Raw genomic sequence first — 19,185 nt, 5'->3', positions numbered from 1 at the left:
TCGCGCAAGTTTTGACAGCCGCGAAGAGATTGCGATTGCTACATGCTCGCAATATAAACAAAATCATTCTTTTTCGGAAAGATGAAGGTGAAGGTTGTACCTTCATCTATCGTGGAGTTGACCTCGATCGTGATATGAAGAGCGTCTGCTCCTTTTTTCGTTAAATAGAGCCCCATTCCTGTTGAGGCGGTGTCATTGTGATGTCTTGTTGAGGTAAAGCCTTTTTCAAAAATACGAGAGATGTCTCTTGGATCAATTCCTCTGCCTTGATCTGTGATCGTCAGCATGACTTTTTCATCTATTTGCTTGCTTTCAATGACAATATCGGAAGAATGGCTGTATTTGACTGCATTTGTGAGTACCTGTCTAATCATAAAGGATAACCATTTTATATCACTTAATACGGTACGTTCCTCCAGCGTCAGCTCAAAGCCGATTCCTTTTTGCATACACCAGGATTGGAGCGCTTTGATTTCTTTCGCTATGATGCTTTGCAGGTCCAGCTTTTCAATGAATAAATCATTTTCGATATGACGTACTCTGCTTTGGTGCAGCTGGGCATCAAGTAATAAATGGATTCTGAGCCACTCATACGTCATATTTGATTTCAGCTGCTGATCTGTTAAGCGGTCAATCATTAAGCGCATCGCTGTAAGCGGTGTTTTGACCTCATGTATCCAAGAGAGCAATTCATCTTTTTCTTCTTCAAGAGCGATTTTCTGCTCTGCCGCCATCTGCCGGTAGCGTGCAATTTGCTCTGACGTCGCATCATGGATGAGCTGCTCAAATGGGGAAGAGGGGGTTAGCCGCATTTGATGTTCAATGTCATCATCCCATTCTTTGAGCCTCTCATAATAATCCGTTTCTTTTCGGTATCGAAAAAAGAGAAAGACAATCATGAGAAATGTAGACAATAGCACAATATAAAAAAGAGAAGCGATTGGAATGGTCGTATCCAAATAAGCAACAAACAGAATGAGGAGCTGCAAACTAAGAAAGAAAAGAATCCAGCTTCTTCGTTCTTTTAAAAATGCTTGCAGCATCATTGATCATCCTTTTCCTTTGCAAGATAGCCTTGACCCACTTTTGTCTCAATGAAGGCGCCAAGGGAGATCTCGTCTAGTTTTTTTCTGAGGCGGTTGACGTTTACAGTCAGTGTATTGTCACTGACAAACCGTTCATCCTCCCACAATGCTTGAATGAGTGATTCACGGCTGACGATATGATTTTTATGCTGAATCAATTCCTTGAGAATAAATAACTCATTTTTCGTTAATTCAACCTCACCGTGATCATTTGTTACGGTGTTTTTTTCTAGGTCAATCGCAGCGCCGCACCATACCTTTAGGCTGGCCGGTTCTGCATTATAATCATGCACGCGGCGAAGAACAGCACTAATTTTGGCAATGAGTACGTCAAAGTGGAAGGGCTTTTGCACGAAATCATCGGCTCCGAGCTGCATCGACATGACCATATCAGCAGGGTGGTCTCTTGAGGAGAGGAAGATGATCGGAACATTTGAATGATGCCGAATCATCCGGCACCAGTGAAAGCCATCGTATTTTGGCAGCTGTATATCAATAATGACGAGATCAGGCTGGACATCCGTAAATTCCTGCAGCACCTGATGAAAATCTTGAATCCCATAGACATCATAGGACCAGTTGACTAGACGTTCTTTGATTTCTTGGAAGAGGGTTGTATCATCTTCAATCAGTAGAATCTTAAACAAAATCAGCACCACACTTTTTGTATTCGCTTGTTGTCATTGTAGCGGAAAAAAGTCCCTGCCGCTAGAAGCAGACAAGAAAAAAGCAAGGGAAGAGGTCCCTTGCTTCAGCTTATTTACCTAAAAAGTGCTTTTTAAAGAATGATAGTTGGAATTCAAGTGTGAGTGGGTCATTAAAATAGAATTCCTCTGCATTGGCTTCATACACACGATGTTTTTTGACAGCCGGGATGGACTTGTAAATTTCACTGTTTTGATAGGAATTGTCCATTTCGCTGTTTTTACTAATGATCATATAGTCTCCTGCAAATTCAGGGATGACCTCCTGTGAAACCGCGTAGTAGCCGGCTTTTAATGCTTTTTCTTTCACTTTCTCAGGCATTTTCAGTTTCATGGCTTGATAAAGAATTTCTGTTCCACGGCCCCATGCATCTCCAAAGACGTAAAGATCTTTTGTGCCGCTTTCAAAGACAGAAACGGTTGCATCTTCGCCGATTTTTGCTTTGATTTCTTTTCCAGCTTCAGCTGCGCGTTTTTTGAAATCTTTAACCCAAGCTTTTGCTTCTTTTTCTTTGTTTAATACTTTTCCAATTTCAATGTGCTGCTGAAGGTAATCAACTTTGTTATACGTAAATAAAACGGTTGGTGCGATTTTTTTGAGCTTTTCTACATTTTTAGTATTGCTTAAGCCAATGATGACGTCAGGCTTTAGCTTCATGATTTTTTCTATATTGGCATCCGATACTTCTTCCACACCTTTTAATTCCTTTTGGAAGCGCGGATTCTTTTTTGACCAAGAGTCAACGCCGACAAGGTTCACACCAAGTGACATGACATTCCCTGTGTAAGAGCCGAGAACAACGACACGTTTTGGATGCGCTGGCAGCTTCACAGGACCATTTTCTGATTGATATGTAATTTTGTCTGATGATGTGGATTGATTTCCTTTATTTGAGGAAGAGGTGCTGCTATTGCCACATGCGCTCAATGCAAGTACAAAGATGAGCATCAGAGGGAACAATATTTTCTTCATGAATGTAGACTCCTTTGAAATCGGCACATAAGCCGGATATTGGTGGTATTAGTGATAATGATAATTATTATCACTTGGATATCATATCATAGAACTGTGGGCTGTTGTCAATGACATTTTGATAGCTGGTGATAAAAAATAAAGAGGGGATTTTCGATAAAAAAAAGATCAAGGCAGCATGTGTCCTGATCTTTTTTCTATTTAAACCAGCCTTTTTCTTTTGATCGTGTAATGGCTTCGATGCGGTTTTTCACTTCCAGCTTATCTAAAATAATGGAAATGTAGTTCCGGACAGTGCCGCTTTTAATGCTCAGTTCTTTTGCAATTTCTTTTGTGTTTTTACCATCTGCGACGAGTTCAAGAACCGATTTCTCCCGCTCCGTTAAAGGGTTTTCGTCACTATATAAGTCTTCCATCAATTCAGGTGCGTACACCTTTTTCCCTTTCATCACACTGCGAATGGCACTTGCCAGCTCCTCGCTTGGGCTGTCTTTCAGCATGTAGCCGCTGACGCCAGCTTTTAGCGCCCTTTGGAAATAACCGGAGCGGGCAAAGGTCGTTAAAATGATGATTTTCACATCTGATCCTTTAAGCTCTTCCGCTGCATCAAGCCCGGTCTTTCCCGGCATTTCAATATCCATTAAGCAAATATCAACAGGGTGTGTTTTGGCAAAATCGATGGCATCTTGGCCGTTCGTACCTTTCCCAACAACCGTCATATCGTCTTCTAAATCGAGAAGTGAACCGAGTGCACCAAGCAGCATTTGCTGATCTTCTGCGATAAAGATGTTGATCATTTCATCCCCTCCTTTTCTTTTGCTGCTGAATCATTTGGAATGCTCATAATGAGCTTTGTCCCGTCTTTTGTTTCAATACGCAGGCGGCCATTTGCAAATTCCAATCTTTCTCTTATTCCTAAAAGGCCGTGACCCTTCGTTTGAGAGGGCGGATAGTCGCCTTTAAATGTTCCGTCGTCCTCAACGGTGATGATGGCTTCCTTTGATTTTTGGTGAATGGTGATTTTACAAACAGTCGCGTCACTATGTTTGACGACATTTGTCACCGCCTCTTTGATGCACATGCTCACAATGTTTTCGTTCAGAAGTGAGATGTGTTTCGGTGCTTCCTTTTCATCATAGATCAACTCAATGCCAGCTGCATCGAGAATTTGCTCGATGTTCGACATTTCCTCTTTGATTCGGATCCCCTTCATGGAGGAAACAATCTTCCGTACTTCATTGAGAGACGTTCTGGCGGTCTGCTGGACGCTTTTGAGTTCGGCACGGGCCTGTTCAGGGTCTTTATACACGAGTTTACGGGCAAGATCACTTTTTAACCCGATCAAAGAAAGCTTTTGTCCAAGGGTGTCATGCAGGTCGCGTGCAATGCGCTGCCTTTCTTCAAGCTTCACAAGATCAGCAATCCGTTCATTGGCATATTCTAATTTCTCCTCAAGCCGTTCACGTTCCTTCCTGCTCCGAATGCTGAGAGGAAGAAGAATGGCACTAATCAGGGTGATCACGACAAAAGGAATTTGTGTGAGAAACCAGCCCTTTTTTAAGATCAAACTAAAGTTCACCGCTATAGCGGCGCTCCCTAGATGAATATAGTATAAGATATAAAAAGGTACTTTTCTTTTAATATGCCCATTGAAATAGGCGATGCAAAAAGCGAAATAAATATAGCTGTAGAGCATCACATAACCAGTTGAAATACCGATCAATAAAAGACCGAAGACATATAAAGACCAGCCTTTTGCGACAAAGGCAAAACGATAAACAGCGAAAAAGACGACGTTCAAAATAATGCCGATCACAATACCTAAAGTCGAAGGTGTTTTAAAGATAAAATAGAAGGGCAGGATGAAAAAAATGGCCCATATATAGGGAGAAATCCCATGCAATTTTTGAATTTTAAACTGTTTTTTCATCCGTGTGCCACCTTTTCCGTTTTCGTTCTTTTTCCTTACTTTATCAAATTCAACTTATGGTTGCATCCTGTAAATGACAACAAGCTCCTTCTAGTGTAAGAAAGAGCTTGCACCAATTATGCATTTTTCTTTAGAATGTCTCCTTTAATGACAGGTGCGGGCATCTTCTTAGATTGCCGTGCTTCTTTAAAGGTAACGAATGCTTTCGTTTCTTCATCCCAAAGTCTAAATTTCATTGATTCAATACTTGTTTTTAAAGTGATGGTTGGAACATTTTGAAGCGGCTCACTATGATCATGTGCATGCTCCAAGTGATAATTCGGTACCCTCGGACTTAAATGATGGACATGGTGATAACCGATATTGCCTGTTAACCACTGAAGAAGCTTTGGCAATTTGTAAAAAGAACTGCCTTCTACCGCTGCCTGCACATAATTCCAATGTTCATCTGCTTCAAAGTAAGAATCCTCAAACGTATGCTGAACATAAAACAGCCATACACCGATTGATCCTGAGATCAGGAAGATTGGACCTTGGACAAGCAGGAACTCCTGCCAGCCAAAAAGAAGACACGTTGCAGCTGCTAGCGCAATGATGCTCACGTTTGTGAAATACGTGTTCCAGCGCTCTTTTTTACGAGCATTTTTGACGTTGAAACGGTTTTTTAAGAGAAAGACAAAGATCGGACCTAAAATAAACATCACAAAAGGGTTACGGTAAAATCTGTAGCGAAATTTTGTCCATGCTGATGCTTCTTGATATTCTTTGACTGTCAGGAGCCAAATGTCGCCAGTACCTCGTTTGTCTAAATTACTACTTGTGGCATGGTGAATTGAATGATCTCTTTGCCATTGAAGATAAGGGAAAAGGGTGAGTACGCCCGTTAAAAAACCGAACAGGTGATTCAGCGGCTTCTGTTTGAAAAAGGATTGATGGCAGCAGTCGTGAAAAATAATAAAGACACGTACTAAAAAACCAGCTGCAATAACCGCAAAAAAGAGGGTTAAAAGGTAGGAGATGTTCAGGCTATAATAGGCAAGAAACCAAAGCCCCAAAAATGGAATGAATGTATTAAAGAGTTGAATGATACTTTTTTTTGAATCAGCACCAGAGAATTGGCCAACTTGTTTTCTTAAAGAGGCTTGCTGCTGTGTGTTTGTTGAAGTCGTCATGAACGTTCAAGTCCTTTCCGTTTCTTTCTTCTTCAAAGTATAGAAGGAAAGGTGTCATACTCATAGTAGCACCCATCATGTATTCAATATGACATTTGTCATGTTTGACCTCAAAAAGGCTGATGGGATCACGGTTTTGAGTTTATTTCTCATCAATAAAAAAAGTAAAGGCGCTGGGCCTTTACTTTTTATGAACGAGCTTCATGTACTTTTAACTGCTTGCCTTTAATGGTTGTGTGGCGCATAGCATTCAGCACAAGAGGGCCTTTGCCGTTTAAAATATCGACATATGTTTTTGTGTCTTGAATCGTAATAATCCCAATGTCATCGAATGCAACGCCTTCTATTTTGGCAATGGTCCCAACGAAATCAACAGCCCGCAGTTTCTTTTTCTTTCCGCCGTTAAAATAAAGCTTCATAATATCCTTCTCAACGCCTGCCTGTTTATTTTCCTTTTGAATAGGCGTTTCAATCTTTTCTTCAAAGCTTTCTACATGCTTTTCTGCTTCTTCCTTTGTCGGATAAGGCTGAGTTTGAAAATCTATGCCGGCATCCTGCTTTAATTCATCAATAAGCGGCTTTGCATTCTTTGTCATAAACGCAATCGTTTTCCCGCTTTTCCCCGCTCTGCCTGTTCTGCCAGTCCGGTGAATATAGCGCTCTTTTTCATAAGGAAGATCATAATGAATGACATGCGTCATATCACTGACATCAATTCCCCTGGCTGCTATATCTGTTGCGATCAGATAACGGAATTCACCTTTTTTAAATTCATCCATCACATCAAAGCGGTCTTCCTGTCTCATGCCGCCATGAATTTTGTCACAGGGCACATCCCATTCGTCCAGCTTCAGCGTGAGTTCATTCACCCGGTCTTGTGTATTACAGAAAATAATGCAGCTATCTGGATTTTCAATGACGATCGTACGCTGAAGAAGGGAGAATTTCGATTCTTCTTCTGTTTCAATCACGGTGTGAGTGATTTGCTGTACAGACGTTTCTTCACGTGCGATCTCAATGACTTTGGGTGATTGTAAAAACTGTTCGCTCAATTTCTTCATGTCATCAGACATTGTCGCTGAAAACAGCATCGACATGCGCTTTGGCGGCAGATACTGAATAATAGAAGAGACTTGATCGATAAATCCCATGTTCAGCATTTCATCCGCTTCATCTAACACGAAAAATTTGAGATTTTCTAAAGAAAGGGTGCCTTTCTCAAGGTGATCCAAAATGCGGCCTGGTGTCCCGCACACAATATGGTTTTTCTGTGAAAGCTCTACTTTCTGCGCTTGAAAAGGGGCTTTTCCATAAATGGCTGCGGCTTTGATTCGTTTGAATCGCCCGAGGCTTGTGAGGTCTTGTTTGACCTGCATGGCGAGCTCTCGTGTTGGAACGAGGATGAGGGCTTGAGGTTTATTTTCAGCCCAATCAACCATTTCACAAATCGGCAGACCATAGGCTGCAGTCTTGCCGCTCCCAGTCTGAGATTTGACGATTAAATCCTGCTTTGAAAAAGCAATTGATAATGTCTCGTGCTGAACAGGTGTTGGTGTATGGAAGTGAAGCGCTTCTAACGCTTGTTTCAATTCATCACTTAATGGATATTGATCAAAATGTTGTAATGTCATCGTGTTCTCCTTTTCGTACATTCATACTTGTGACATCATACCATAACCATGACCGTGAATGAAAAGACATAGAAAAAAGCCCCGTAAAGGAGCTTTCAGCGTGCGGACAAATTCTCAAAGGAATCTGCGTTTTACTTTTTCCCAGTAAGAGTTGTCTTTTAATTTCACCGTTTTAATGACTTTTCCTGAAAGGCCAATGTCAATTTGTTTGACGTGTTTTGTGCCGAGTGCTTCGTTATCAAGCCCGATAATTGGATGATCGTTTCCATCCTGCACTACCTTCAGCGTCAGCTTGCGGTCACTGCTCAAGATGAAAGGAGCGCCTAATGTACGGTAAGAGTTGTTATTCAGCGATGCAAGTTCTGTGACCTGCATACAAGGAAGCATCGGATCAACCACGGCGCCGCTCACGGATTTATTGTAGGCCGTTGAGCCAGTCGGAGTGGAAATAATCATGCCGTCGCCTCTAAAAGTTTCAAAGTGGAAATCATCTATATACACATCGATCACAAATGTTTTAATAATGCTGGAGCGGATTGACAGTTCATTTAAGCAATGGAACTGGTTTGTGCTGTCAACGCTTACATCGATGATCGGATATTTTCTCACTTCAAGCTGTTCAGTATTCATGGCATCAATCATTTTATCAAAATGCTCTAACGAGAAATCGCAGTATAGGTGCGTATTCTCTGATTTTGATACCCCTACATACAAGCAGTCATCCCGGAATTTTGTTTTACGTACTGCTTGAAGAAATGTGCCATCCCCGCCAATAGAAGCAATAATGTGGGCATCCTCTGCACGCTTGACGACGTGAAAGCCTTGATCAGTAGCGAGCTTCTCGAGAGAAGAAATGTGTCCATCCAATTCATGATCTTTTTTGTAAAAGAAAAATACATTGCGACGATTGTCTGTCATTGACGTTCTCCCCTTTGCTGTCAAAAATAATTTTCAATGATAAAGGGCTTACATGAAAACCCTTGCTCACATTTTACACTTTTTTCATATGAAAGTAAAAATTTTAGAAAGAACCATCTGAAGATCGGATTGCTTTATGAGAAATGAGTCGATGTGAGTGATTTGAAATGGCTGAATCCTGAGCATAATTGAATAGCCGTTTTCTCATGAAAGAATGGTTTAGGTGTTTCGTTGCGGTGAAGATCTAGCCTATTAGGTGCAGGGAGAGGATAAAAAAGCCAATTTTTCGTCATGCGCATGTCTAAGTAGACGATGTAAAGTTGATCGTTATTTAAGAGAGGTGCTATCATATGCCTACATGAAATGTAAAAAAACCACAATTCCTGTGAAACATTTCGTGTGGGCATTCGTATGAATGAAGTGAGATAAAAAGGAGGAGAAAAAGATGAATGCGAAAAGATGGGTAGCACTAATTATTGCACTTGGTGTTTTCGGATTTTCAATTGTGATTAGTGTCACGATGGCCTTGTTCGATAGCTTCAATGACAATAAAATGAGCTATCAATTCGGGGATGAAATAGAAGAGAAGGTACTAGAGAATGGCAGCGGTGCAGGCAAGATTGCTGTTCTTGAGATTAATGGAACCATTCAAGATAATGGCGGCGCATCGAGCCTATTAGGCGGAGAAGGTTATGATCATCGTGCATTCCTCAAAGAACTAGATAAAGCGAAAGAGGATGCTTCTGTAAAAGGTGTACTTCTGCGCGTAAACTCTCCTGGCGGCGGTGTCTATGAAAGTGCTGAAATACATAAAAAATTAGAAGAAGTGAAAAAAGCGAAGAAGCCGATTTACGTATCTATGGGATCCATGGCAGCTTCAGGCGGCTACTACGTGTCAACTCCAGCGAAGAAAATCTTTGCTTCACCTGAAACATTAACAGGATCGTTAGGTGTCATCATGCAAAGCTTGAATTATTCAAAGCTCGCAGATAATCTGGGTATTAAATATGAAACGATTAAGAGCGGGAAATTCAAAGATATCATGTCTCCAAACCGTGATATGACAAAAGATGAGCGCAACATCATGCAAAGCATGGTCGACAACTCTTATGAAGGATTTGTCAAAGTGATCTCTGAAGGACGCGGCATGTCAAAACAGGAAGTCAAGAAAATTGCTGACGGCCGGGTATATGACGGGACACAAGCAAAATCGAACGGATTAGTCGATGAGCTTGGGTATTATGAAGATGCATTAAAAGCGATGAAGAAAAATGAAAAAGGCTTAAAAGGAGCAACAGTGGTCAGCTATTCTCAAAGCTTTGGCTGGAACTCTCTTTTCAACATGAGTGCAAGCAAGCTCTTTAAAAGCGAAATTGATTTTCTGAATTTAAAAGAAACACTGGCTGGCTCAAATGGGTCTAAACCGATGTATCTCTATTCAAAATAAAGGAGGGATCATAGATGGATTCTACATTCGATGAAGTAAGCGAAAGCCGCAGCCAAGAGGAAGAATCGAAGCCGGCCTTTGTGAAGCGCGCTTCAATTGAAGCACAGGCGTTTGCAGGTTTTTGGATTAGATTTTGGGCATTTATTCTTGATTGGCTCGTCGTCTGGGGTGTAAACCATTTGACGGTTTCTCCAATCTTTAGTCTGTTTGGCTGGTCCAAAGGAGGGGGATGGTTTTCTCCATTTTCCGTCACAACGACGATTGTATTCCTCCTTTATTTCGCCATCATGACGAAAATCTTTCAACAAACACTTGGCAAGATGGTGTTTGGGATTAAAGTGGTCTCACTTCAGCCTGAGAAGAAGCTGGCATGGGATGTTATTTTCTTTAGAGAGATTGTGGGACGCTACATTAATACGATCTTTATTCTCTATGCTATCGTTGGGTTCTCACCGAAAAAGCAAGGGGTTCATGATTACTTTGCCGATACGGTGGTCGTCCATGAACATTTATATGAAAAAACAGAATCAAACGTATAATCAGAGGGAGTTTGGCCGTAACGGTCAAACTCTTTTTTGTTGATTGGGTATAAAATCCAGAATGAGAGCCATAATCGTAGGGGAAGCATCATTTGTTATGGAGGAAGTGAGCACAGTGCTTTACGTTTGGATCGCAGCGTTTTTGTTTCTTGTGATCTTGTTGATTTTCATGAAAGTAACCATTTCGCTGGACTATTCGCATACAAACGACAATGACCACATTGCACTGAAGGTCATCACCTTATATGGATTGGTCAGACTCAAAAAAGAGATTCCGATGGTGAGGGTCAATCCAGAAGACCAAACGATTGATATTCGTGAAAAGAAAATGAAGAGCGCCAAAACGCCTGATCACGAAAAAGAATCGATGCATAAAAAAGTAGGAAAACGTGATATGAAGCAGATCCTTCATCAAATGGAGCGCATCACAAAAGAGATTGTCGATTTAAACCGGATCATGCGCAAGTTCTTCATCCACGTAAAGATTGACTCGTTTCACTGGTCGACATGGATCGGCTTTCAAGACGCCGCTTTAACAGGTGTAGCAGCCGGCGGTGTATGGTCAGTTAAAGGAGCACTGCTTGCCTTTATGCAGGAGCATCTCACCTTTAAGCATAAACCGATATATGAAGTCATTCCGGCCTTTCAGCACAATGTGTCACAGACTCAGTTTACATGTATAGCTTATTTCCGTATTGGACATGCTATGCTTGCAGCCATTCGTTTACTTGTCCATTGGTTAAAAGGAAGAAAGGCGAGAAAAAGTGCCTCTCTTCAAGCAACGAAGAATGAATCATCTGTTTAAGGAGGAACCCGAAAATGGCAGATCATCCAATCCAAGGTCTCATGAAGACAGCGATGGAAAACTTAAAAGAAATGATAGATGTGAATACAATCATCGGCGATCCAGTCGAAACCCCTGACGGCAGTGTCATTCTCACTGTGTCAAAGGTTGGTTTTGGATTTGCAGCCGGCGGCAGTGAATTTAACGGGAACCAAAAGAAAGAAAAGCGTTCTGATGAACAGGAACGAAAAGAACCGAGACTCCCATTTGGCGGCGGAAGCGGCGGCGGGGTGTCGATTACACCAATCGCCTTCTTAATTGTAGGAACAAACGGAGTTCGAATGCTTCATTTGGATGAACACACACATCTGCTCGATAAAATATTGGATTCTGCTCCTCAAGCAATTGAACGTCTTCAGCACATGTTTAAGAAGGATGAGCGGGAGCACCGTCACAAAGAACGAAAACTAGATGACATAGACCTTTAAAAAGTTAGCTGCGCTGCAGTTAACTTTTTTTGCAAAATGGACGATTAGGCTTTGCAGTTTTTTGCTTTCTCTACTATGATAGAACCATACATTTGAAAAGGGAGGAATTGTTTTGGCATCGATCACATTTAAAGGAAGTCCTGTCACGCTTGTAGGAAATGAAGTAAAAGTAGGCGAGCAGGCTCCTGATTTTACGGTATTAACGAACTCACTTGGAGAAGTTTCACTTTCTGATTTAGCAGGAAAAGTGACGATCATCTCAGTGATTCCTTCTATTGATACAGGTGTGTGTGACGCACAAACAAGACGTTTCAATGAAGAGGCAGCGGGTTTAGGTCCTGTCAATATTTATACGATTAGTGCAGACCTTCCATTTGCACAAGCACGCTGGTGCGGAGCAAACGGAATTGAAAATGTCGAAACATTATCTGATCACAGAGATATGTCATTTGGTGAAGCATTCGGAGTGTATATGAAAGAATTGCGTTTATTGGCGCGCGCAGTCTTCGTATTAGACCCTAACGGAAAAGTGGTTTACACTGAATACGTAAGTGAAGCAACGAATCACCCAAATTATGAAAAAGCCATTGAAGCTGCAAAATCACTGTTATAAAAGCAGCATCGACAAGAGCTCCGGCTTCATCCTGGGGCTCTTTTCAATGAGAACATATAGCTTTTAACAAAGCGAGGAGAGAAAAGCATTGCAGAAAGATCAAGTAAGTACGATTTTTGAACTGCTCGATACAGCTTCTATTCGATTAAAAAAGGAACAGAGCATTTCTTATATTGAAGCATTGGCAGAAGCAGGAGAAGCCTTTTTCCAAGCAAATGATCGAAACGGTTTATTAAAGGATTTAATAGAGAAAGCAGATTTTGCTTCTTATGATCATGAGCAGATTCGTAAAGCGTTTCAGCTCGCCGTATTGAAAGGTCAAAAGGATATTTCTCATCCAAATCGCCAGATGACACCAGATACGATTGGACTGTTTGTCAGCTATTTGGTGAACAAATTTTTAGATGGTCAAAAAGAGCTTGTAGTCTTTGATCCAGCAGCGGGAACAGGAAACTTACTTCTTGCAGTTTTAAATAATCTCACTGCAGAAACAAAACGCGGCTTTGCGTCTGAAATTGATGATGTGCTCATTAAAATTGCTTGGGCGCAGGCGAATTTAGAGGAGAAAGAAGTTGAGCTTTTCCACCAGGACAGTCTTGAGCCGCTTCTGATCTCACCGGCAGATGTCACTGTATGCAGTCTCCCAGTCGGCTATTATCCAAATGATGAGCGTGCAGCAGACTTTGAATTAAAGGCAAAAGAAGGACATGCCTTTGCACATTATTTATTCATTGAACAAAGCCTTCGCTACACAAAAGAAGGCGGCTTCCTATTCTTCATCATTCCAAACGATTTGTTTGAAGGAAAAGAGAGCGTACAATTAAAGGATTTCATCAAAGATCATGCGTATATGAATGCGTTAATTCAGCTGCCGGTGTCCATGTTTAAGGATAAAAAACACGCCAAAAGCTTATTTGTGATGCAAAAGAAAAAAGAAGGGCTGGAAGCCCCAAAACGAATGCTGTTTGCCAATCTTCCATCTTTCTCACAGAAGGAAGCAATGGTCGGTGTGATGAGAAAACTAGACCAGTGGTTTATAGAAGAAAAAGAAACGAAACAATAGCCAGAGTGATTTCTGGCTATTTTACTATTCAGAAAATAACGACTTATTGATGTAAGCGATAACAGTTTGAAGGTGCACTTGAAATGCAAAGTTTTCAATGTTTAAATGAAAAAGTCAGATATTTTTCGGACTTATCGTTAAACTATAAAAGACCCGTCAAACAGGTTGAATATAGCACCGGAAAAAACGTGAAACCTTATATAACAACTGAGTAAAAGGAGCGACAGTAATGTCCAAAATTATTGCAATCAACGCAGGAAGCTCATCTCTTAAATTCCAATTGTTCGACATGCCAGAAGAAACCGTTTTAACAAAAGGGCTTGTTGAAAGAATCGGAATGGACAACAGTATCTTCACGATCTCTGTAGATGGAGAAAAGAAAACAGAAGTGACAGATATTCCAGATCACGCAGTAGCGGTCAAAATGCTGCTTGAAAAACTAACTGAATTTCACATCATCAAAGACTTTAATGAAATTGATGGCGTAGGACACCGCGTTGTTCACGGCGGAGAGAAATTCAGCGATTCTGTTCTTTTAACTGATGAAGTGATCAATGACATTGATCAGCTTTCAGAGCTTGCACCACTTCACAACCCTGCAAACGTTGTAGGAATCAAAGCATTCAAACAAATTCTGCCTGACGTACCAGCGGTTGCTGTGTTCGATACAGCATTCCACCAAACTATGCCAGAGCAGTCTTACCTATACAGCCTTCCGTACGACTACTACAAAAACTTTGGTATTCGTAAATACGGATTCCACGGGACAAGCCACAAGTTTGTAACAGAGCGTGCAGCCGAGCTATTAGGCCGTCCACTAGAAGAGCTTCGTCTGATTTCTTGCCACCTTGGAAATGGTGCGAGTATCGCAGCAGTTGAAGGCGGAAAATCAATTGATACATCTATGGGCTTTACACCACTTGCTGGTGTTGCAATGGGTACACGTTCTGGTAACATTGACCCTGCCCTTATTCCATTTATTATGGAAAAAACAGGACATACTGCTGAAGAAGTGCTTTCTACTTTGAATAAGAAGAGTGGTCTTTTAGGTGTGTCTGGTCTGTCAAGTGACCTTCGTGATATCGAAGAAGCAACAGAAGAAGGAAACGACCGTGCAGAAGTTGCTCTTGATATTTTTGCGAGCCGTATTCATAAATACATCGGCTCTTATGCAGCTAGAATGAATGGCGTAGATGCGATCATCTTCACAGCTGGAATCGGTGAAAACAGTTCAGAAGTAAGAGCACGTGTACTTCGTGGTCTAGAATTCATGGGCGTTTACTGGGATCCATCCCTAAACAACATGAGAGGCGAAGAAGCATTCATCAGCTACCCGCACTCACCTGTAAAAGTAATCGTCATCCCAACAAACGAAGAAGTAATGATTGCAAGAGACGTTATGCGTTTAGCGTAATCAAGTTTGAGAAGCTCTTTTCCAATAAGGAAAAGAGCTTTTTTCTGTTAAAAGCAGCATGCTATAATGTTGTCCAATATGAAGCAAAAGGGAGCGGTGCGAAAGATGAGCGTGACAGAACATAAACGTGAGGCGAAAGAAAGGCTTTATGTGAAAGTCATTACGGTCAGTGATACAAGAACGAAAGATACAGATAAAAGCGGCCGTCTGATGATTGATTTGCTCAAAGAACAGGGACATCTTGTTCTTGCATACGATATTGTAAAAGATGATATAGGATCGATTCAAGACGCTGTGCTGGAGGGAACAAGCGAACCGAAAATAGATGCCGTCTTGTTAAATGGCGGCACAGGAATTGCTGCAAGGGATGTGACCATTGAAGCAATCACCCCTCTTTTTTCCAAGGAACTGCCTGGCTTTGGCGAAATCTTCCGCATGCTCAGTTATACAGAAGACATAGGTTCAGCTGCTATTTTATCCAGGGCAACGGCAGGGGTCGTCAATCAAAAGGCTGTCTTTGCCACGCCGGGATCTACCGGAGCCGTTCGTTTAGCCATGACCAAACTCGTGATTCCAGAGCTTCCTCATGTCTTACGAGAGCTTGAAAAGGATCAAAAATAGCCCAAAATGACTCTGCCAAGAAAATTTGGCAGAGTTTTTTTCATAAAGGGGTTGAAAAAACAATTTTTCCTTGTTACAGTGTATACATACTAAATGCATGTTTATAAATTAAAACTTATTTTTATGCAAAAACATTCACAGAATCAAAACAAGCGAGAGGAGCTTTTCAATCATGTCACAAAATAAAAAAGTCGTATTAGCATATTCCGGAGGTCTTGATACCTCTGTTGCAGTTAAATGGTTACAAGAGCAAGGATACGAAGTCGTTGCTTGCTGCTTGGACGTAGGTGAAGGAAAAGATTTAGCATTCGTTCAACAAAAAGCACTTCAAGTCGGAGCTGTTCAATCATACATGATTGACGCAAAAGAAGAATTTGCTGAAGAGTTTGCGCTCACTGCATTACAAGCACACACAATGTATGAAGGAAAATATCCACTAGTATCTGCACTATCCCGCCCGCTTATTGCAAAAAAATTAGTGGAAGTGGCAGAAAAAGAAAATGCAGTAGCAGTTGCTCATGGATGTACTGGAAAAGGGAACGACCAAGTTCGTTTCGAAGTATCCATTAAAGCATTGAATCCAGACCTAGAAGTTCTTGCACCAGTGCGTGAATGGAAATGGTCTCGTGATGAAGAAATCGATTATGCACAAAAACACGGTATTCCAATTCCGATTAACTTAGACAGCCCATATTCAATCGACCAAAACCTTTGGGGCAGAAGTAACGAATGTGGCATTTTAGAAGATCCTTGGGCTGCGCCGCCAGAGGGTGCATACGATCTGACAAATCCACTTGAAAAAACCCCTGACACACCTGAAATCATTGAGATCACGTTTGAAAAAGGAAAACCGACTGCGATTGATGGTATCCAATATTCATTATCTGATCTCATCCTTCATTTAAATGAAGTCGCTGGTCAGCATGGTGTAGGCAGAATCGATCACGTTGAAAACCGTCTTGTTGGCATCAAATCCCGTGAAGTGTACGAGTGCCCAGGTGCTGTCACACTTCTTAAAGCACATAAAGAGCTTGAAGACTTAACGCTTGTCAAGGAAGTGGCACACTTTAAACCAATCGTTGAACAAAAAATGGCTGAATTAATATACAACGGCTTATGGTTCTCACCGCTTAAAGAAGCACTAGATGCATTCTTACAAGAAACACAGCAGAACGTAACGGGTGTTGTACGTGTGAAACTATTTAAAGGTCATGCCATTGTAGAAGGACGTAAATCACCATATTCACTTTATGATGAAAATCTAGCAACTTATACAAAAGCAGACGAATTCGATCATGATGCAGCTGTAGGATTTATTAACCTTTGGGGCTTACCGACAAAAGTAAACAGCATCGTGAATAAAAAGGAGCAGGTTAAAGCATGAAAAAGCTTTGGGGAGGCCGATTTCAAAAAACACCAGAAAAATGGGTCGATGAGTTTGGCGCGTCCATTCATTTCGACAAACAATTAGTCAAAGAAGATTTGACCGGCTCCCTTGCTCATGCAAGTATGCTGAATAAATGCGGTATCCTCGGCGATGAGGAGGCCGCTGCCATCAAAGACGGACTAAATACGCTCATGAAAAAGGCAGAGGCGGATGAACTGGAATTCTCAGTCGATTATGAAGACATTCATTTAAACCTTGAAAAAATGCTCATTGATGAGATTGGTCCGCTTGGCGGCAAATTGCACACAGCGAGAAGCCGGAATGATCAGGTTGCAACCGATATGCACTTATATTTGAATAACCAAGTCGAGCATATTATTGAGCTGATCTCTTCCTTTCAAACGGTGCTTGTAGAAAAGGCAGAACAGCACGTTGAAACAATTTTTCCAGGATATACGCACCTGCAGCGTGCACAGCCTATTTCGTTTGCCCATCATATGCTCGCCTATTTTTGGATGCTTGAGCGTGACAAAGCGCGCTTTCAAGATTCATTGAAGCGAATTAACGTGTCTCCACTTGGATGCGGAGCGTTAGCAGGAACGACATTCCCGATTGATCGTGAATATACAGCAGAGCAGCTTGGCTTTGACCACATTTACGAAAACAGCCTCGATGGTGTGAGTGACCGGGACTTCATTTTAGAGTTTTTATCTAATAGCAGCCTTGTGATGATGCATCTCTCACGTTTTTGTGAGGAAATCATTTTATGGTGCTCGCAAGAATTCAAATTCATTGAACTCGATGACACGTATGCAACAGGCAGCAGCATGATGCCGCAGAAGAAAAACCCGGATATGGCTGAATTAATCCGCGGGAAAACAGGCCGCGTGTATGGCAATCTGATGGGGCTTCTCACGATTATGAAAGGCTTGCCGCTTACGTATAACAAAGACCTGCAAGAAGATAAAGAAGGCATGTTTGATACAGTGAAAACCATCGCTGGCAGCCTGCAAATTTTCACAGGCATGATTCAAACGATGACAGTGAACGAAGATGTCATGAAAAAGGCAACAAAAGAAGATTTCTCAAACGCAACAGAAGTGGCAGACTACCTTGCGAAAAAAGGCATGCCATTCCGTGAAGCACACGAAATCGTTGGCAAGCTTGTGTATACATGTATTCAAAAAGGCATCTATCTAAGTGATCTTCCTTTTGAAACATTTACAGAAGCAAGCGAACTTTTTGAACAAGACATTTACACAGTTCTTGACCCATATGTTGCTGTTGAAAAAAGAACAAGTGCAGGCGGAACTGGATTCAAACAAATTCAGCTCGCTTTAGAAAAAGCAAAAGCCTGCCTGGCATAACTTATCAAAACCATTCGTTTATACGGATGGTTTTTTTGTCATGGAAAAAGGAGATTGATGATCATTGGAGAAATGAAAGCATACCTGCGTCAAGCAGAAGAGGGAGTGACAGCAGATCATGAAGAAAACGCTTGAGGCTTTGTTTCATCAACCAATCGTATCAGTGAAAACGTTAGGAGAACAATATGACGGACGAGTTAATGATGTGTGGCTGATCTCCTTACAAGATAAAACGGAATATGTAGTCAAATCTCCTAAAACTGCAAGAGAAGAAAGTGAATTTGTGTTTGGGATCAAGATGATCTATGGAGTAGATGACCGTACTGTACAAGAGCATATCGATCAAATCAATCAAAAGCTGTCTCGTACGAATTCCTTTCATATTCCAGAAGTTGTTCGTAAAGTGAAGAAGGCAGGGAGACATTTTTATGTAATGGAAAAAGTAGAAGGAACACCTTATACATCTTTTGAGGGACGTTCATCAGACTTTTATAAGGATTATGGGAGGAAACTAGCTCAACTTCATTCATATCGTACTGACTTTTTTGGTGCAGTCTACGGAGCTGATAAGAAGCATTTGAGAGAATTCCATGCTGTGTTAAAAAAGGCTGTATCCAAACTCATAGACCGCTATTACGCTGATCAGCCTGAATTTCACTGTTATGCAGAAATTGTGCTGCAAAAGATTGAAAAGCTAAGGACGCCTGATTCAGCCAGTCTTATTTTAATTGATTTAGATCCGTCTCAATATATTGAAAATGATGATCAAGTGACGAGTTTAGTTGATACCGAATATGTCGTATATGGACCAGCTGCGTTTGATTTTATTGCATTGGAATACCTTTTGACGAAAGAAGCTGCCCGCAATGTTCAATTGGGCTATGAAGAGATTTGCCCGCTTCCTCGCGAGCTTCATGAGGTGAGAGAATGCTATCGTTTTGTTTCGCTGCTGCTCGATATCCATGGCTCATGGGATTTGAAAAAGTGGATGAATCACCCTATACTGTTTGACTCATATCGATAAAGGGTTCATAAGTGCGCCAGATGCC

The 19,185-nt window shown here is 41.4% G+C and carries 19 protein-coding genes; 11 read left to right on the top strand and 8 right to left on the bottom strand.

The window, feature by feature from the left end:
* Nucleotides 1-38: 38 nt before the first annotated feature.
* The 8 genes from MHB69_RS13520 to MHB69_RS13485 form a co-directional block, all read right to left on the bottom strand.
* Nucleotides 39-1,043: a sensor histidine kinase gene (locus MHB69_RS13520; protein WP_183002039.1), complete on the bottom strand. Its 1,005-nt coding sequence runs from the start codon at nt 1,041-1,043 to the stop codon at nt 39-41.
* Entirely contained in the window at nt 1,043-1,732 is a 690-nt protein-coding gene (locus MHB69_RS13515) for a response regulator transcription factor (protein ID WP_120208785.1), read from the bottom strand. Before MHB69_RS13515 ends, MHB69_RS13520 begins: the two co-directional genes overlap by 1 nt.
* A 109-nt stretch (nt 1,733-1,841) precedes the next feature.
* On the bottom strand, nt 1,842-2,762 hold the full coding sequence (locus tag MHB69_RS13510) for an iron-hydroxamate ABC transporter substrate-binding protein (protein ID WP_070326337.1): 921 nt from the start codon (nt 2,760-2,762) through the stop codon (nt 1,842-1,844).
* 197 nt (nt 2,763-2,959) lie between these two features.
* A complete protein-coding gene (locus MHB69_RS13505) occupies nt 2,960-3,559 on the bottom strand; it encodes a response regulator transcription factor (protein ID WP_041115006.1) in 600 nt (199 codons plus the stop codon).
* Nucleotides 3,556-4,692, bottom strand: a complete 1,137-nt coding sequence (locus MHB69_RS13500; protein WP_034279595.1) for a sensor histidine kinase — start codon at nt 4,690-4,692, stop codon at nt 3,556-3,558. The genes MHB69_RS13505 and MHB69_RS13500 overlap by 4 nt, the downstream gene beginning before the upstream one ends.
* 116 nt (nt 4,693-4,808) lie before the next feature.
* Nucleotides 4,809-5,864 carry a fatty acid desaturase gene (locus tag MHB69_RS13495; protein ID WP_034279598.1) on the bottom strand — a complete coding sequence of 352 codons (1,056 nt, stop codon included), beginning with the start codon at nt 5,862-5,864 and terminating at the stop codon, nt 4,809-4,811.
* Nucleotides 5,865-6,052: 188 nt separating this feature from the next.
* Nucleotides 6,053-7,495, bottom strand: coding sequence for a DEAD/DEAH box helicase (locus MHB69_RS13490; protein WP_041115008.1), 1,443 nt, complete (start codon nt 7,493-7,495; stop codon nt 6,053-6,055).
* Between the two features lie 114 nt (nt 7,496-7,609).
* The gene (locus MHB69_RS13485; RefSeq protein ID WP_034279604.1) at nt 7,610-8,413 is read right to left on the bottom strand and encodes an NAD kinase; all 804 of its coding nucleotides are present in this window, start codon (nt 8,411-8,413) and stop codon (nt 7,610-7,612) included.
* A 445-nt stretch (nt 8,414-8,858) separates the two neighbouring features.
* Here MHB69_RS13485 and sppA point away from each other — a divergent pair, with 445 nt between their 5' ends.
* From sppA to MHB69_RS13430, 11 genes are all read left to right on the top strand, one after another.
* Nucleotides 8,859-9,860, top strand: a complete 1,002-nt coding sequence (sppA, locus tag MHB69_RS13480) for a signal peptide peptidase SppA (protein ID WP_024424813.1) — start codon at nt 8,859-8,861, stop codon at nt 9,858-9,860.
* Between the two features lie 14 nt (nt 9,861-9,874).
* Nucleotides 9,875-10,399, top strand: coding sequence for an RDD family protein (locus MHB69_RS13475; protein WP_024424812.1), 525 nt, complete (start codon nt 9,875-9,877; stop codon nt 10,397-10,399).
* 97 nt (nt 10,400-10,496) lie between these two features.
* On the top strand, nt 10,497-11,204 hold the full coding sequence (locus tag MHB69_RS13470; RefSeq protein WP_176966878.1) for a DUF2953 domain-containing protein: 708 nt from the start codon (nt 10,497-10,499) through the stop codon (nt 11,202-11,204).
* 14 nt (nt 11,205-11,218) lie between these two features.
* Complete coding sequence (gene ytfJ, locus MHB69_RS13465; protein WP_007501733.1) at nt 11,219-11,671, top strand: GerW family sporulation protein; 453 nt, start codon at nt 11,219-11,221, stop codon at nt 11,669-11,671.
* A gap of 112 nt (nt 11,672-11,783) precedes the next feature.
* Nucleotides 11,784-12,284, top strand: coding sequence for a thiol peroxidase (tpx, locus tag MHB69_RS13460; RefSeq protein ID WP_024424810.1), 501 nt, complete (start codon nt 11,784-11,786; stop codon nt 12,282-12,284).
* 88 nt (nt 12,285-12,372) lie between these two features.
* Nucleotides 12,373-13,347 (top strand): class I SAM-dependent methyltransferase, encoded by a 975-nt coding sequence (locus MHB69_RS13455; RefSeq protein WP_342489555.1) that lies wholly within the window; start codon nt 12,373-12,375, stop codon nt 13,345-13,347.
* 229 nt (nt 13,348-13,576) lie between these two features.
* The gene (locus MHB69_RS13450; protein WP_024424808.1) at nt 13,577-14,761 is read left to right on the top strand and encodes an acetate kinase; all 1,185 of its coding nucleotides are present in this window, start codon (nt 13,577-13,579) and stop codon (nt 14,759-14,761) included.
* Between the two features lie 105 nt (nt 14,762-14,866).
* Nucleotides 14,867-15,382: a MogA/MoaB family molybdenum cofactor biosynthesis protein gene (locus MHB69_RS13445; RefSeq protein WP_024426150.1), complete on the top strand. Its 516-nt coding sequence runs from the start codon at nt 14,867-14,869 to the stop codon at nt 15,380-15,382.
* A 172-nt stretch (nt 15,383-15,554) separates the two neighbouring features.
* The gene (locus tag MHB69_RS13440; protein WP_024424806.1) at nt 15,555-16,766 is read left to right on the top strand and encodes an argininosuccinate synthase; all 1,212 of its coding nucleotides are present in this window, start codon (nt 15,555-15,557) and stop codon (nt 16,764-16,766) included.
* Nucleotides 16,763-18,136, top strand: a complete 1,374-nt coding sequence (argH, locus tag MHB69_RS13435; RefSeq protein WP_024424805.1) for an argininosuccinate lyase — start codon at nt 16,763-16,765, stop codon at nt 18,134-18,136. Before MHB69_RS13440 ends, argH begins: the two co-directional genes overlap by 4 nt.
* 118 nt (nt 18,137-18,254) lie before the next feature.
* A complete protein-coding gene (locus MHB69_RS13430) occupies nt 18,255-19,160 on the top strand; it encodes an aminoglycoside phosphotransferase family protein (protein ID WP_342495673.1) in 906 nt (301 codons plus the stop codon).
* Nucleotides 19,161-19,185 lie beyond the last annotated feature (25 nt).

Origin of the sequence: Bacillus sp. FSL K6-0994 (assembly GCF_038630815.1) — a bacterium.
In the GTDB taxonomy this organism is placed as follows: Bacteria; Bacillota; Bacilli; order Bacillales; family Bacillaceae; genus Bacillus; species Bacillus safensis.
The sequence above is the reverse complement of the archived record's forward strand: the minus strand, read 5'-3'. Positions and strand labels throughout refer to the sequence as shown.